8 protein-coding genes and 1 pseudogene are annotated in these 15502 nt (G+C 65.1%); 4 read left to right on the forward strand and 5 right to left on the reverse strand.

Annotation, left to right across the window (positions count from 1 at the left end):
- The first annotated feature begins 176 nt into the window (after nucleotides 1-176).
- The 4 genes from ACFYO2_RS35780 (at nucleotide 177) to ACFYO2_RS35795 (ending at nucleotide 4986) form a co-directional block, all read left to right on the forward strand.
- Nucleotides 177-881, forward strand: a complete 705-nt coding sequence (locus tag ACFYO2_RS35780; RefSeq protein ID WP_388357704.1) for an AbiV family abortive infection protein — start codon at nucleotides 177-179, stop codon at nucleotides 879-881.
- A 418-nt stretch (nucleotides 882-1299) separates the two neighbouring features.
- Entirely contained in the window at nucleotides 1300-2724 is a 1425-nt protein-coding gene (locus ACFYO2_RS35785) for a hypothetical protein (RefSeq protein WP_388357707.1), read from the forward strand.
- 33 nt (nucleotides 2725-2757) lie between these two features.
- A complete protein-coding gene (locus ACFYO2_RS35790; RefSeq protein ID WP_388357709.1) occupies nucleotides 2758-4467 on the forward strand; it encodes a hypothetical protein in 1710 nt (569 codons plus the stop codon).
- 54 nt (nucleotides 4468-4521) lie between these two features.
- The gene (locus ACFYO2_RS35795; RefSeq protein WP_388357711.1) at nucleotides 4522-4986 is read left to right on the forward strand and encodes a hypothetical protein; all 465 of its coding nucleotides are present in this window, start codon (nucleotides 4522-4524) and stop codon (nucleotides 4984-4986) included.
- Nucleotides 4987-4992: 6 nt separating this feature from the next.
- On the opposite strand, the gene ACFYO2_RS35800 is transcribed toward ACFYO2_RS35795, so the two are convergent.
- From ACFYO2_RS35800 to ACFYO2_RS35820, 5 genes and pseudogenes are all read right to left on the reverse strand, one after another.
- Nucleotides 4993-5810, reverse strand: a protein-coding gene (locus ACFYO2_RS35800; RefSeq protein WP_388357714.1) for an IS5 family transposase whose coding sequence is annotated in 2 segments (ribosomal slippage) — nucleotides 4993-5459 and nucleotides 5459-5810 — 819 coding nt in all. Because the reading frame shifts where the segments join, the coding sequence is not laid out codon by codon here.
- A 71-nt stretch (nucleotides 5811-5881) separates the two neighbouring features.
- Nucleotides 5882-6699 (reverse strand): annotated as a pseudogene (locus ACFYO2_RS35805) (IS5 family transposase).
- Between the two features lie 237 nt (nucleotides 6700-6936).
- On the reverse strand, nucleotides 6937-10725 hold the full coding sequence (locus ACFYO2_RS35810) for a hypothetical protein (RefSeq protein ID WP_388357716.1): 3789 nt from the start codon (nucleotides 10723-10725) through the stop codon (nucleotides 6937-6939).
- Nucleotides 10726-11185: 460 nt separating this feature from the next.
- Nucleotides 11186-14209: an AAA domain-containing protein gene (locus ACFYO2_RS35815; RefSeq protein WP_388357719.1), complete on the reverse strand. Its 3024-nt coding sequence runs from the start codon at nucleotides 14207-14209 to the stop codon at nucleotides 11186-11188.
- Between the two features lie 299 nt (nucleotides 14210-14508).
- A complete protein-coding gene (locus tag ACFYO2_RS35820; protein WP_388357722.1) occupies nucleotides 14509-15246 on the reverse strand; it encodes an SAVMC3_10250 family protein in 738 nt (245 codons plus the stop codon).
- Nucleotides 15247-15502: the final 256 nt, after the last annotated feature.

Here is a 15502-nt window from a genome sequence, read left to right on the forward strand (position 1 = left end):
TGCCCGTTCTGTCACACGCACATCATCGCAGTAGGGACTGACATCCCAGCCCGCATAGAAGCCTTCGAAGACATACGGCTTCAGTGACAGGTGGGAAGAAGGAGGAGACTACTTAGCAGCAGCGGGGCGATGGATGCCTCCGTGGCCGATGTGAAAGGGCAGGACACACTTAAACCATGGTCGAGTTGAGCCCGCAGCATGCACGAGTCTTCTGGAAGGCGTTGATGGACAACGCCTCTTCTCTGATCACCGACGCTCACATTTTGCTGACCGCTGGGTCCTACGGGCGGGCACGGTCCCTCACCGTCCTGGCACAGGAGGAACTCGGCAAGGCGCTCTGGATCTACGACACCTTCGAGACCTCTTGGAGCCGGGGGGATAAAGCGTCTCAAGTGGTGAAGGCGCTGGCTCAACACGGGCGTAGCCACACACGGAAGTACCTTGAGGCCGTGGTCTTCGGTGACGAACTCGCCGAGTTCTGGGGCGACTACAGCGCAACGCCCGAAGCGGGCCTGGGCTATGAGGCATGGGAGGAAGCGCACAGAAGGCGACAGGAGGAAGCCGGAATCGCTGCTGTCGAGGCCAATCTCGCCAAACAGCGAGGGTTTTACGTGGACCAGGACGCGAACGGCACTGTTCTGTCTCCCACAGCCACTGAAGCCGGAACCACCGCGGACGACCTGGAGACGGCTGCCCGCGTGATCGAGATGCTGCTGATCAGAGATCACACGCGCATGAAGGACGCTGCCACGCCGTACGACAGCACGCACACGCAACAGTTTCGCCTTCTGCCCATTTCACACCCTGATGACTGGACGGCAGCTTCGGAGTCGACGCTCCAGTCGTCGGACTCAAGTGATGTGACCGGAGACGAGAAGTAGTTGCAGGCCGCTCTCGATCAGGGCGAGGACCTTGAGGCGCATGCCGCATCCCTCGCTGCCGCGGGTGCGGCCTCTTAAAAAGGAGTCTGTGAGTTCAGGGCCGGGAAGAGCGACCGCATGAGATTGGCGGCGGCTTCGCCGACGTGGCGGCCGAGGCTCGGCAAGGTCTGCGGAGCGGTGAAGCCCGCTCGCGGCAGCTGGGTGCGGAATCTGTTCGCTGCACCGGACGTACATGCCATGTGATCTGCGAGGACGTCATGGTCGGCACCCGCACCGTCCGGCCCGCCTTCTCGCTCTTCCCGACGACGCACGTGCCTGCCATCATCAACTGCGGGTGACGCTTCCTTCACTATCGTGACAAACGCTTTGGGGTCAGATGGCAGCCAGAGGCAGGGGCGCTCGGGGAGTACGCAGAGATGTGGAGCGAGGCCGGGACATCGAGGCCTCCAGACTCGCGGCATTCGTCCTCAGTGAGGCAGCCAGGGAGCGTCGGCGCATCCGCATCGAAGGCGCGCACTGCACCGGAACCCTGGACCTGCGCCAGACCAACCTGGGCATCCCTCTTGAGCTCGTGAACTGCGTCTTCGAAGGCGAGATTCTATTCGACGGGGCCGTACTGGAGTCCGTGGACCTCACCGGGAGCACCGCAGCGGGTCTGCGCGCCGACCGGGTACGGGTCCATGGGGATCTGCTGCTGAACGCGATGCGGATCGGCGATGCCGGGAGCCCGGCGGCGCCCATAGGCGATCCCGGCTTCGACGGCGATCGCTCGGTCGTCTCCCGGCGCGTCCCGAACGAGTCGGTCGTCGCGCCCCTGCGTCTGACCGCCGCGCGCATCGACGGTGGTCTGTCGATGGAAGGGACGACGCTCGGCGGGCCGGGACCCTGGGCGATGTTCGCTCCCCTGATCGCCATCGGCGGCTCCCTGGGCGCGAGCCGCCTGGAGACCTCTGGCGGCCTCTATTTACGGGACGCGCGCGTGGGACAGTCGGTTCTGCTCGACCACGCCGTGGTGGGAGCAGTCGATGCGACGGGACTGAGTTGCGCGCTCGGCTTCTATGCCGACTGGGGTTTCACGTGTAGGGGGCCAGTACGGTTGCGTGGCGCAGCTGTCGGGAGCGTCGTCACGTTTCACGATGCCACGCTTTCCGGGCCTGCCGGCGCTGCCGTGCTCACACGGCTGCGAACGCCTCGGCTTCGCGTGGATTTCCGGACTCCGCCGGCGGGAGCACTGGTACTGCGTGACAGCAGGATCGGTTCGTACGTCGATTCTCCGAGCAGCTGGCCGGCACCGGGCAGGCTCGACGTGGAGGGCCTCGTGTACGAGCGGCTCGGTTCGACCGAGCCCGTCGGGGTCAAGCGGCGGCTGGCGTGGCTCGCAAAGGACACGGCATTGGGCGCCAGTTCCTTCGAGCAGTTGGCGACTTCTTATCAGCGAGCCGGTCACGAGCGGGCCGCCCGAATGGTTCGCCATGCTCGCGAACGCCGATTACGACGCGAGGAACGGCTGCCGGGGCGGATATGGAGCTGGCTCCAGGACGTCCTCTTCGGCTACGGATACGTACCGGGGCGTGCGCTGTTGTGGCTGGTGCTGCTGGTCGGCTTCGGATTGGCCTGGTTCACCGCACACCCGCCGGGGCCGGTGTCGGGCGGTGTGCGCCGCCCCTGGGATCCCGTGCTGTATTCACTCGACCTGATCGTCCCCATCGCCAATTTGGGGCAGCGCACGGCATGGGAGCCGACCGGCATCGACAAAGCGGTCGCGGTACTTCTGATGTTGGCTGGCTGGCTGCTCGCCACAGCGGTGATCGCGGGCGCGCACAGGGCGCTCAGCCGCAACTGATCCGTTGTCCGGCACGGATGGAGGAGAAGACCGATGGGTCTGGAACCCCTTGACGCCTTCCAGGATATGGGGGACGAAGCGATCCGGGCTCTTGACCTCTGGCTGAACCAGACCCGCCGGACCGTATATCTCGAAAGGTGGCTGTCCGGTGGCAGCGGGGCGAAGGTCGCGTTGGTCTATATCGAAGAAAAGGGCGCCGACCGCAAGGCGGTGCTGAAACTCTGCCCGGCAGGCGACAAGACTCAAGACGAATACGGGAAAACGAAATCAGCCTGGCAAGACGCCCTGCCCGGGTTCCGCCGCCATCTACTCGAACCGCTTTGGGACCCCATCGCAGTGCCCGTCGACGACACGCGCGCAGGCAACCCCTGGTTCATGTTTCAGCGTCTCGCGGGGGGCAGCACCAAGAACGTCACCGATTTTTCACAACTGTCCTGGGACAAGCGGGCGTCAGCATACAAACTTGTGACACGCGCCTTGCTTCAGAAGTGGGGGGAGGCGGACAAGAAGCGCGGTGTGACGGTCCAGGCTTTCATCAAGGAGCTGTTGCAGGACCGGCTGGACGACGGAGAACCGCTGCGTGAATGGGCGCGAGACTCCAGCCGGTTCGAAGAGTCGGCGGAGCATCTGCTCCTGCCCGACGAAACCGAGCACCTTGTCAATCCGTTCCTGCTCACCAAGGAAACCCGGTGGGGCGAAAGGGTCCTGCGCCGTGCCTTCTTCGGCAGGGCACACGGCGACCTGAACCTGGGCAACGTACTTGTGCCGACGGGTGTCGGCAGGCAGAGCTTCGTACTGATCGATCTCGCCCGCTACAGCGAGGCGGCACCATTGGCGCGCGACCCGATCCAATTCCTGCTCTGCATCGTTGCGGACCGGCTGGCGGAGCCAGGGTGTGGCTCTGTCGAGAGGACGGCCTTGTTGCGAGTCCTCTCCGACTCCGAGAGCTCGCCGGGAACCCTGATTCACCCCGAACTGTGGAAGGTGATCTCCGCATATCGGCAGTTCGTCCCGCACTGGGCCGCATCGCTGCTGGACGAGTGGGCCGACAACCGCATCCTGTCCCTCGTAGCCTGTGCCCTGATGTTCTGCGGACGCGAGGGAGCGTCCGAGGAGAACCGAATATGGTTCCTTCGACTTGCCGCGCACGCCGCCACGCACTACGTCGAGGAGCGGGAAGGGGAGGGAGTGAAAGACCCGATGGAGGATCCACAGGCGGAGTCGGCCCCTGCCGTCATCACGGAAGCACCGGATGCCGACCTCGGGGTCGAGGGCGTTGTGGTGCACGTCGACTTCGAGAGACGGCACGAAGCCCAACACGAAGCCCAACTGTCGGTGCCCCTGGCGGGCGCTGCCGCACAGGCGGCGGAGCTGGTGGAGCGGCTGTACACCGACGTGGAAGACCTGCATACGGAGGTAATGGGCTTCGGCGCCTCTTCGCACGGCCGGGATCTGCACATCCAGGCAACCGTGGCCCGCTATCTGATGGACACCGTGATCGAAGCGACGCATGAGCTTGTCGCGTTGCAACTCCAGAACAGCAGCACCGACTACCGCAGGATGATCGGATACACCGAAGCGCTGGGAGATCTGAAAAGACAGGTTGAAGCTACGCGGCAGCAGGTCCATCCCCTCGGGGTGCCGGGACGCGAAACCGCAGACCTCCTGCGAGTACGTCTGACGGTGGAGAAGCTACGGCAGGTCACGAGCGATCTGCACGGAGCGGTGAACCGGCTCAGGTAGGCCGGAGCGCATGTTGGACGATATCGACAAGACGTGGCAAACGGGCGGAGCACAGTGTCTTCCGCGCTGGTGAAGCTTGTCGGCGACACCATCGTGGCGTGCGAGCAGGGCTGGTCCGCGTTGCTCGGAAGGTCCGCTCAGGAGATAGAGCCGGATTCACTCGACGCCATGAAAAAGGCGTTCGTCGACTGCCAAAGAGAAGCCCGCGGACTGTCTGCCGGGGTGAAACCCGCCGCGCAAGCCGCCCTTGGGACATTCCTGGAGGCCGTCAGGTCAGCGGACAAGTCCCGTCGTGTCCTCGCAGGACTCGTCGCGCAGCGTGAGCGATTCACACGAAGAAGCGCCTCCGCCGCCGCGAGGGACTTCGAGGCCATGGAGGACAGGCTCGACAGTTTCATGGAGGACCTGAACACAGTGACCAAAGAGGGCAATGCCCTCAAAGTCGTGCTGAAGCGGTCCGAGGCCCGGGTCCAACGCCCCAGGGAAATCAAAGTAGTGATAGACGACGAGGCGGGCTAACTGGCCCTAACAAAGCCTTTGGACGTGTCGGTGGGTGATCAGGCAGACGGCGAGTCCGAGGAAGGCCTCGTGGATGTCGTCGCGTCGTTCCCACCGGATCCGCAGGCGGCGAAAGCCATGCAGCCAGGAGATCGTCCGCTCGACGACCCAGCGGAAGGTGCCCAGGCCGGTGCCGTGCGGCTGGCCGCGTTCTGCGATCGCAGGCCGGATCCCGCGTTGCCGCAGGAGCCGGCGGTACTTGTCGTGGTCGTAGCCGCGGTCCGCGAAGAGCATGTCGGGCCGCCTGCGCGGCCGGCCGACGGCTCCCGCAACGGCCGGGATCTTGTCCAGCAGGGGCAGGAGTTGGGTGACGTCGTTGCGGTTGCCGCCGGTCATCGACACCGCGAGCGGGATGCCCTGACCGTCGGTGAGGACGTGGTGCTTGCTGCCCGGTCGTGCACGGTCGACCGGGCTGGGACCGCTTTTGGGCCCCTGCGGGCCGCCCGGACGCGGGAGGAGTCGATCACCGCCCGCGACCAGTCCAGCTGGTTCTTCGACCGCAGCTTGTTCAGCAGCAGCTGGTGCAGCTGATCCCAGACACCGGCCTCGTTCCAGGCAGCGAGGCGGCGCCAGCAGGTCATCCCGGAGCCGAAGCCGAGCTCCTGGGGCAGGTACTCCCACTGGATCCCGGTGTGCAGCACGAACAGGATCCCGCACAGAGCCTGCCGGTCGGGCACCCGCGGCCGACCTTCCACCTGCTTCGGCGGCGGCTCGGGCAGCAACGACTCGATCAGCGACCACAGTTCGTCCGACACGATCCACGGCCGCGACTGACGCTTCCCCATGCCCACATCAACGAACGATCAAGCCAGCAGTCACATGATCAAACTGCTTTTGTTAGAGCCAGTTAGAGGTCCTAACAAAGGCGTTGGACGTGGCGGTGTGTGATGAGGCAGGTAGCAAGGCCGAGGAAGGCCTCGTGGATGTCGTCGCGTCGTTCCCAGCGGATCCGCAGCCGTCGGAAGCCGTGAAGCCAGGCGATCGTGCGCTCTACCACCCAGCGGAAAACCCCCAGGCCAGAGCTGTGTTCCACGCCTCGTTCGGCGATGACCGGGCGGATTCCGCGCTCCCACAGCAGGCGACGGTACTTGTCGTGGTCGTAGGCGCGGTCTGCGAGGACCGCGTCGGGTCGGCGTCTGGGCCGGCCCAGGACACCCGCGACCGCCGGGACCTTGTCCACCAAGGGCAGCAATTGTGTGACGTCGTTGCGGTTTCCGCCGGTCAGCGACACCGCGAGCGGGATGCCCTGGGCGTCGGTGAGGACGTGGTGCTTGCTGCCCGGCCGTGCGCGGTCGACCGGGCTGGGTCCGCTTTTGGGCCCCGCCGGGCCGCCCTGACATGGGAGGAGTCGATCACCGCCCGCGACCAGTCCAGCTTGTGCGCGGCCCGCAGCCGCTTCAGCAGCACCAGATGCAGTTCGTCCCACACGCCGGCCTCGTTCCAGGCGGCAAGGCGACGCCAGCAGGTCATGCCCGAGCCGAAGCCCAACTCCTATGGCAGGTACTCCCATTGGATGCCGGTGTGCAGCACGAACAGGATCCCGCACAGGGCCTGCCGGTCCGGGACTCTAGGTCTGCCCTCCACCAGCTTCGGACCCGGCACGGGCAGCAACGGCTCGATGAGCGACCACAGTTCATCCGACACGATCCAAGGCCGCGACTGTCGTTTCCCCACAAACAGACCAACGACCACCGAAGCCGAAAGTCACATGATCAACAGCTTCTGTTAGGACCTCTAAGCCCCCGGCGACAAGCAATGCCGGAGTGGGGCCGTAGCGTCGTGACGGCGTCGCGGATCAGAATCTATACGCTTCGCCGCCGACGACTACAAGTGGCGGCACGCGGTTGAGTGCGGTATCAATCGCCACCAATGAGTGCGGCCTGCGCTTTCGCAATGGGCCCTGGCGGGGGCCTACTCCAGGCCCTGATGCCGTCGCTCTGCCTCCTGGTCCTCCCGCCGGGCGTCAGCTTCGTACGACTCCGCAAGCCCTCTGAGCAACTTCCTGGTTCGCGGCCACGCGCGTGCGCGTTCGGCCTGCTCGCGGAAGGACCGGGCTAGCTCCGACTCTTGAACTCCGCCATCCAGGAGTCCCCGGCTGGCCACACCTCGTTTGTTGTAGATACCAATACTGAGACCTCGTTCGAGATCGCTGCTATTGATCTCTTCAAGTAGGTCTCGGACAACTTCCGGAATCTGCAAGTCGTCCTGGTCGCGCGGGGCGAAAGCAAGTACCTGTCCGATCTGCACATCGCCTACCCTGGCACGATCCCTGGCAGCCAGTTCCGCCCGTGCCGTCAGGACCCACGTGCGCAGTGCAACTGGGTCGAGGGTCCCGTCGGCCGTAAGTCCTGGACATGTACGCAAAGTGTGCAGGGCTCTGTAGGCGTGGTTAGCGATATTGCGTCTATTCTCCTGTTCCACGGCATCTGCCGTGTCCTCCTCGGAAGTGGCGCTGGGGCGGAAGGACCACGTCACCAAATCCGCAAACGCCTCAGGGTCCTCAACCAGCGTCTTGTGGAGGATTGGAGCCTTCGCGTCGAACCCAAGCGCAGGCAAGAGTTGCCACTCCAGACTGAGGATGCGTTGACGCCCGACCTGCTCGTGGTGCCGGGCCAGCAGCGCAAATAGATCCTGGAAACGTGAACCGAGTCGCCCGATCTCAGGATCGCTCAACCTACCTGCGATGAGGTCTTCAAGCCCGGTGACGACGACCTCGGCGGCCTCTGCGTTGTCCCCTTGCCTGTCGTACAGGAGGATCAGGTCCAGCGCTGCTGCGGGGCGGCCTGCGCCCAACAGCGACCGGGCTGCATCAAGCGCTCGCGGGAAGTCGGAGCCGAGCCCGAAGTAGGAGAACTCACGCCAATAATGTCCTGCTACTTCCGGACCGAGTTCAGCGATCTTCGACCACGCGGTGGCTGGATCCGGGGCGAGCCGCAGGATCACTGCCTGAACATGCGGAACCTCTGTGAGAGAAAGAAGCCTGTCGCGGAGATCATTCCCCTGGGCCCACATGCGCCGCCGCAGGTACCCAGTCGCGACCTCCTTGGCTGGTGAGGCGTCCTCCTCAAGCCAGGACAGCAGCTCTTGGTCATGGTCCTCGGAGTGCACTGCCAGAGCGATGCCCACCAGGTCGGCGAACTCGGTGGCGGAAGCCAGCTCGACGAGAGCCGCCAGCCCTCCGTTCGCGACTGTCTCCCCGACCGCTGCGGCCCGCCGGGCGAGGAGTTCCGCGTCATAGGCGGCGAAGTTGTCACAGCGCCTGATGTCGCCAAGCGTGATCCAGCCGGATTGGAACAACCATGCGTACCGCTTCACCGGATTCCGAGGCTCCAGCGCTTCGCACGAGGCTTGGAGGGGGCGAAGCTCGTCCGCAGGAAGGGCCCACGCGGCGTCCGCAAACTCCTGGTGCCGGGAAACCTGATCGCGCAGTGCGCGATGGAGAACCGCACGCCGATCGTCATCTTCCAGATCGTCGGCCAGCTCAGTCAGCCGTCGCGCGACCTCAGCGCGGTGTTTGGGAGGGAGAACGTCGATTTTGCCGATCAGATCGACATACAGCTCGGGGGCGGCGTTGAGTTCGTCCAGGAGCAGGTCGACCACGGCGGTGGTAACTCTCCATCGATCATGCGGGGTGACGACGATGTCCCTTTTCCAGTCACGGAAACGCGGACCAGGATGGCTCATCTGCATAGCGTGACTGTCAGGAATGAGCTGGAGGAGCAACTTGCGGCCGAGTGCTGGCTGCCTCCGCACCAGGCGTCGGATCACTCTGATGCGGTCCTCGGCGTGGGCGGTCGTGTTGGGAGCCCACGCGCTGAGAATCCCCACCAGACTCGCGAGGGGACGATTCGAGAGCCGGCCGCCCGGGTCCACGACAGCCAGCGCGGTCAGTACGTCGACGGCGTCATCGAGGTGCTCCGGAGACCATGCCAGGATCTCCAAGGACCACAGAAACCTTGTATGAGGAGAGCTGGATCCCAGCCCCATGTTGTCAGGCTGGTTGTCGGTGAACATGGCGGTGTGAAGAGGTGTGGTGCCACTGAGGCCCTCGTGCATCGCTTCTATGAACTCCTCCGGGGCGGCCTCAGCCAGCAAGGTCAGCACATCGCCCAGGGAACGCCACTGGCTGTACGTGTCATCAGCGTTGGCCTGCTTCAGCAGATCACGAACCAGCAGCCGTGCCCATCGATCTCCCGTGACGCCTCCGGGGCCCCGTAGGTCCGCGCCCAGGGTGCCCAGGAGGGCGAGCGACTGGGCGAGCCCTGCGCGAAGGGTGTGTGAGAAGCACCGTCTCACGCCCATCACCCCCGCCCTCCACCGTTCGTCAGGGTCTAGGTCGACGGTGGGGTCCGTTTCAGTCAGTACCTCCAAGACTGCCGTTCGGAAAAATTGGAGATCGTCGCTGGTGAGGGATGTACCGAGCAAGGTCCAGGCATCCTCGGCAGCGAGCACGTGCCAGATCTCTTCCTGATGGCCGAGGAAAGGGATGTCGGATCCGGCGGCGAGCTCTCGGGCCCGTTCCTGCAACTCTTCGTATCCAAGTCCCGAGCACTGTCCAACCACACGGCGGTCTTCCCGATTGTCCCCGTTCCAGGAATTCAGCAGGAGCAGCCGTCGGCGGACCACATCGAGCGTCGAGGCCCGTTCCGGTGTGAGTGGCTCTGGGTGGTGGGCCAGGGCTCGCCGCAGCGCGAGCAGGCTGCGGCGACCGAGTGCGCCGAGTCGGGCCGCACGCTCGCTCGGCATGCCGTCGGAGAGCAGCAGGGACTCGATGACCTGGCTGTGGAGCCTCGGCACGTGCACGTCGCACGGGCCGCCGGGCATCGCCGCCCACACCAGCTGGTGAGGGTGCTGCTGTGCAATGTCCCGTGCGAGCGCCGGGTCTGCGAGGACCAAGATCAAGGGCTGGCGCAACGTGAGCAGTTGCTCGATACCGTTCTTGTCGGAAACGAACAGTACCCGCGCCCCCACCTGAGTGGCCCCCAGGATGCCTTGCTGTTCTAGGGCAGCGGCTACGAAGGCGCAGACTTCGTCGGGGCGTAGATCGCCGCCTAGCGTGATCACCGAGCGCCCGGTGGCGAGTAGGGCGCTGAAGTCGGCGGCTGCCTTCTCTCTTCCTGCCAGCACCACCGCCCGGTCCAGTGGGATGCGCGTCGATCGGAGCCAATTGTCAGTCCACCACGATTCCAGAGACCGCACGCCCGGCTGTGCCTTCTCCAGTCGGGAAGCAAGCCATGCCGTGGTGGCAGGCGCTTGTTCCAGCCAAAGGTCGATCACGTCGAGGTTGTACCCACGTACCTCCCGCCACCGACCGTCCTCGGCGTGGAGCGCGGACCAGGTTCGGGCATCTCGCCACGTGTCGAGGACGACTTCCACGTATGTGACGTCTTGGGTCGCGAGCCCCTTCGGGCCTTTGATCCTCTTCTCGTAGTCATCCTCGGCCTTGCTGTTGCCGCCGCCAACAGACAACTCCCACACCGAAGTTCCCTCGGGCACGAACGCCGACGGTCCCGACGCTGTGACGATGCCGTCGAAACCTCCGACCGCGGTGCCGGAGCCTCCCGGCATGTCCAAGGATTCCAACCCACTTGCGGTCTCGGCTATCAAGCGCCTGATCAGCAGCGGGAGGACGGTATCGAAGCCCGCGTCACCACGTGCCTTGCGAAGATCGTCACGATCAATTGGCGGCCATGCAGTCATGCCCCGACGGTACTGCCCCCCACTGACACTCCTTTCGGATGCAACTCCGTCGACGCCATCATCGTCCGCCTCGCACTCATCCACAGACCGGGGTCCGGGGGCTTGACGCGCATGGTCAAGGTGGGACCGCCTTAAGCGCCTCGACCGGCTCCTCAGACAACGTGCCTGTCTCGCCCTGAGGTCGGCCCGGCTTCGTGCTGGCGGCTCCGACGTTGGCCTCCCTGAGGAAAACCTCATGCCGCTTTCGGCCAGAGCTGCTCTTCCTACAGTCCCCATCGAGTAGTCATTCTCGGGTAGGCCTACAGCCAATGTGACCAGTCCGACGCCGCTGGCATCCGGCTATAACCGGATGTCGCGGGTCCAAGCTTTAGAGCCGCTGGGCGAACTGGTTTTGCATGCGGTGGCGTAGCACCGCCAGACCCAGGTGTTCTTCCAGCGTCGGATTTCGATCTCTGCGCCTTTACACCTGCCGCACTTGGGGGGCCGGGCGAAGGTTTCCGCGTGTTCGTGGGCGAGTAGCTTGCGGGCGAAGTAGCCGCCGCGCATCGTCAGCATGACCTCGCGTGTGTTGCTCTGTGAGAGTGCGTTGAGGCTGCCGAGCATGACGGTGTGCTCGTCGAGCACTGCGATTTTCTGGTGCATGACGTGGATGGGGACGACGGTCTGGGCGAACGGTGCGCAGGTCTGCGATGAGTGCCTGGCTGGCTTCTCTTTTCTGGAGTTGGTCGGTGTCGTCTCGAATGAACACGGTGATGCGTACGCCGCGGTCGGCTGCTGATTTGAGTTCAGGCAGGAGGGAGCGGATCCGGTTGGCCACCCATGGTGCCCAGAGCCACAGGGATTGTTTTGCCTGTCGAATCTCGGTGGTGAAGGTGAGGTAGAAGTCGCGTTCGTCGTCGATGTCGGTCACTTCGACGTGCCGGCTGAGGACTTCGGCGAGAGCGATGCCGAACTCCCCGCGGTGAGCCGGTGGCGCGTGCGGCGGGGTGATGAGGTGTTTGGCAGGAAGTATTCGAACGCCGCGGGTGCCGACGAGGGCGTCGAGTTCCGCCAGGGCTGTTCCCGGCCGGGCCTCGCTGACGCGTTGCCCGCTGGCGATGACGTAGAGGCGGGTTCTGACGCGGGTGACGGCGACGTTGAACAGGCGGACGCCGTTGCGCCTCCACTCGTCGGCGTCGGCTTGGCAGTGGGCGAGAGCCATCCATAGTTCGCGGCTGTCCGCGCCGCCTTCCACGGTGTCGAAGATGACGACGTCGAATTCCCGGCCCTGGAACCTGTGTGCTGTTCCGACTTCGGCCAGGGGGCGGCCGCTGGAGCTTTCGACGTCTCGTAGCGCTTCCAAGGTGGCTTCGGCCTGAACCCCGTACGGGGTGGCGATCCCTGCCTCCTCGCCCTGTTCGCGGTGCAGTTCCACCAGAGCTCGCGCGAGGAGAGAGCCGGCCGGCCACCAGCCTTTGCGGCTGCCGGTCAAGTGTGCTCGGGCCAGCTCGTGCAGGCCGTCGGTGTCGATCAGCACGATCTCGGGATCGTTGTCGGGCCGCTCCGTAAGCGTCTGGGAGCCGCCTCGCAGCATTCCCCCGTAGGCGAGACCGTTGGTCAGTTTCATCACGGCAGGGCCGAAGCGATGCTGTTCGGTCAGGGTGACGCAGGCCAGGTGTGCCTGGGCATCTGCAGGTTCGAAGATGCCGCAGTGCTGGAAGACGCCGGGGAGCAGCCAGCGTTTGATGTCGTCACGTTCCTGCTCTTTGAGGCCGCTCGGGATGACCGGGCCGAGCTGCATGAAATCTCCGAGCAGGACGGCAGCCCTATTGGCTTTGCCGGTGGCCAGAAGTACCTCGGGCAGAGTGGCTGCGCCGGCCTCATCTACCAGGACGACGTCATAGGGGCCCTCGAAGACGGCCCGGTTGGTACGGAAACGGGCCAATGTGGTGGCGACCAGCTTGGCGCTCTTGATGATCTCGCCCTGGGCGTTGCGGGCCAGCCGCTCGTATTCCTCCTGGACGTCCTGGTACTGCTGCTCCAGCTGCGGCTTGCGGGCGCTGTCGGCGGCCACAAGTGGACGGAGGCGTTCGGCCCGGTTGTGCAGGGTCGGCCAGTTCTTCTTCGCGGCCTGTTCGGTCAGCGTCTGGGCCTGCTGCGCTGCGACAGCCGCCGCAGTGGCCTGGTTCTTTTCCCGTTCGGCGGAGGTACACAGCCTGTGTGCCCGCTCTGTTGCCGCCCGTGTGGCATTGGCCTCGGTGTCGAGGTGCCTGATCTGTTCCCGGCTGAGCGGGACGGAGTCGGACAGCGCCGTGATTTGGGCATCGAGTGCAGAGATCCGGGCGGCGGCGGTATGGTGCGCGTCCACGGACTGCTGACGCGCTGCCTCTGCCTGCTCTTCGGCGTCAGCCAGTTGCTCCTGGAGTGCGGCAAGCTTCTGGCGTGCCCGCCAGCGGGCCACCGTCCCCTTCGCCTCCCACTGCTTCACCTGATTCCGCAGGGGCCGGCACTCCTCGGCGGCCAGCAACGCATCAGCTGCTCGGTGTTCTGCAGCCTGCCGGATCCTGACCGACTCGTCGCAGAGCCGATCCACCTCGCGCCATACCTCGCGCGAGGGCTCCGCTGCGGCAGCCCGGTGCGACGCTGTCTTCGCCGCACCCGCAGATTCGGCCATCCCGCGAGCGGCCTGCGCGTACCGGTCGTCGGCCGCGTCGCTGAGGGCCAGTGCGGATGCCAGGTCCTGACCGGGCGCGCGCAATAGCTGCAGTGCCGTGAAGTATCCGGCTGCATCGAACCCGGCGAGTGCACTGTCCATGGCGGCAAGTTGACCGGCGCGGTCGCGGATTTCGACCAGTTCAGCCTCCACGGCGCTACGGCGCTCAGCCGTCTGCGCTAATCGGCTTCGGACCATGAGTGGCAACGACACCGAAGGATCTTCCGCCACCTCTTTGAGATGTGGCGGGCCCACGCGGACGATCTCACCCGGGCTGTGGCGCTTCTCCCGCACCACCCCGAGCAGGGCGTTGTCTACAGCGACATTGGTCGCAGAGACCAGCAGCACCCGCTCGTCCCGGGCGAGCAGGTCACCGATGGCGCGTTTGAGGACCGTGGTCTTACCGGTCCCCGGCGGCCCCCACACCAGATGAACGCCTTCGCCCAGGCATGCCCGGTAGGCGTCTGCTTGGGCTGGGTGGAAACCAGGCGGGTCCGGCTCCGCTCCTGGAGCCCCGCCGATACTGCGGGCTGCCAGGGAAGCGGCCAGCGGGTGTTCGCCCAGTTGGGCGATGCCGTCGCGCAAGGCCTCGATGAGGAAGGTGGGCGGCTGCTTCAGCATCCATAGGTGGGCGTCGGTGATGTCGGCGAACTCGGCCACACGCAAGGTGAGCAGGGATCCGTTCTGCACCGTCTCGGAGACGCTGAAGCCGTCCTTCTCGATGGCCCGGTCATCAGGCCCGGCCAGTCGCAGACTGTCCAACTGGTCCGGCCCGATGTCAGTGCCGCGCAAGTCCACCGCGTACTGGCCGGGTTCACCAGTCCGGGCCGCCCGCCCGATCCGCTGCCAACGCGCCGCTCTGCCTGCGCCTCCCTCCAAAGCGATCCATTCACCGAGTACCGCCGTGATCTCCTCACGCCACCCCACGATCGTCCCCCAGCCCTGCCCCGCTTCGGACTGCCAGACTTACCCAGTCACACGGTGCAACATGCCGTACTTGGTTGGTGACCAACAGGTGGCGCGGCGCTTGTCAGTACTCGGTCCGAGAGCATCAGACGACCTACGTGACGTAGAGCCAAGAAGCGCAGACCTTAATTGTCCGCGAGCTCCAAGTCGCCCGCCGTGTACTCAACGACGAGCGGGCTTGCCACTACGCACCGAGAAGTGGCATAGGTGCGAGGGATGAGCCCAGTGACCCGCGCATACCCGGTCATCACAGCGGAGGTGTCGATGCTGTCGTCCGTGTCATCCAGTGCGTGCAGCAGGTCCTGTACGTCTTGGCCATGCAGGCGCGCTGCTGTCGGGCGTGAGATCTGATCGGTCGCCATCGTGTCACGGTGCCTGATGAGTGCGTCGACGACCTGCCCGGCCCTTGCTATGAAAGCGCTGCCCAAGCTGGAGGCCGAGTTCATCGCGTCCGGCGCGAGACCTTCGACCGGCATCGCATTCCAGCCGCGCAGATGCTGGACCGACCCATGCATCAACAGACGGCAGCGCCCGTCGGTGCCCCCTTCACGTGCCGGCTCCACGAACAGGACGAGATCTTGGTGGGTGTCGCTGAACGTCACGCAGCGAAGCGGCGCTTCGAATTGCACCCACTGGCCAGGGCGTAGTTGGGGCTCCGTGTACCAGTCCGCAAGGAGCGCGACGTGTTTGTTCACCTCACGTAGGTGCCGTAGTTGACCTTGCTTGCTGTCTGCAGTCGGCGTGTCCATGTCAATGCCGCCTAGAGGCGTGGTCAGGCGAAGCGCACCCAAACGCGGGGCACGCCGCGGCTCAGGGACGAACTGTCGCAGTTTGCTGTCCGACAAGTAGACAATCTCGCGCAAGGGACGCCCCGTCCGGTGAGGTGGCGATGACTGGAGCCATACTGCCAGCGCCCACTGACAGTGGCCGACGCCCGCACGATCGCTCTACCTATTCCTCCAGCTGACAGCGGCGCGTGCGAGCTGACCCGATAATGAGCAGGCATGCACCGTACGCCGCGATGTGAACCGCCCCGGGTTCGGTAGAGATCTCAGATTGTGGTTGTGACCTGGGGTTTCGTGGATTGCATGTAGTGGTTGGTCTCGTATTCGACGGGCG

Origin of the sequence: Streptomyces sp. NPDC006602 (assembly GCF_042870385.1) — a bacterium.
GTDB lineage: Bacteria > Actinomycetota > Actinomycetes > Streptomycetales > Streptomycetaceae > Streptomyces.

What these genes read in the sequence shown, in the direction of transcription:
- ACFYO2_RS35780 (WP_388357704.1), top strand. Translation starts at nt 177, where the DNA reads ATGGTCGAGTTGAGCCCGCAGCATGCACGAGTCTTCTGGAAGGCGTTG.
- ACFYO2_RS35790 (WP_388357709.1), top strand. Translation starts at nt 2,758, where the DNA reads ATGGGTCTGGAACCCCTTGACGCCTTCCAGGATATGGGGGACGAAGCG.
- ACFYO2_RS35810 (WP_388357716.1), bottom strand. Translation starts at nt 10,725, where the DNA reads ATGACTGCATGGCCGCCAATTGATCGTGACGATCTTCGCAAGGCACGT.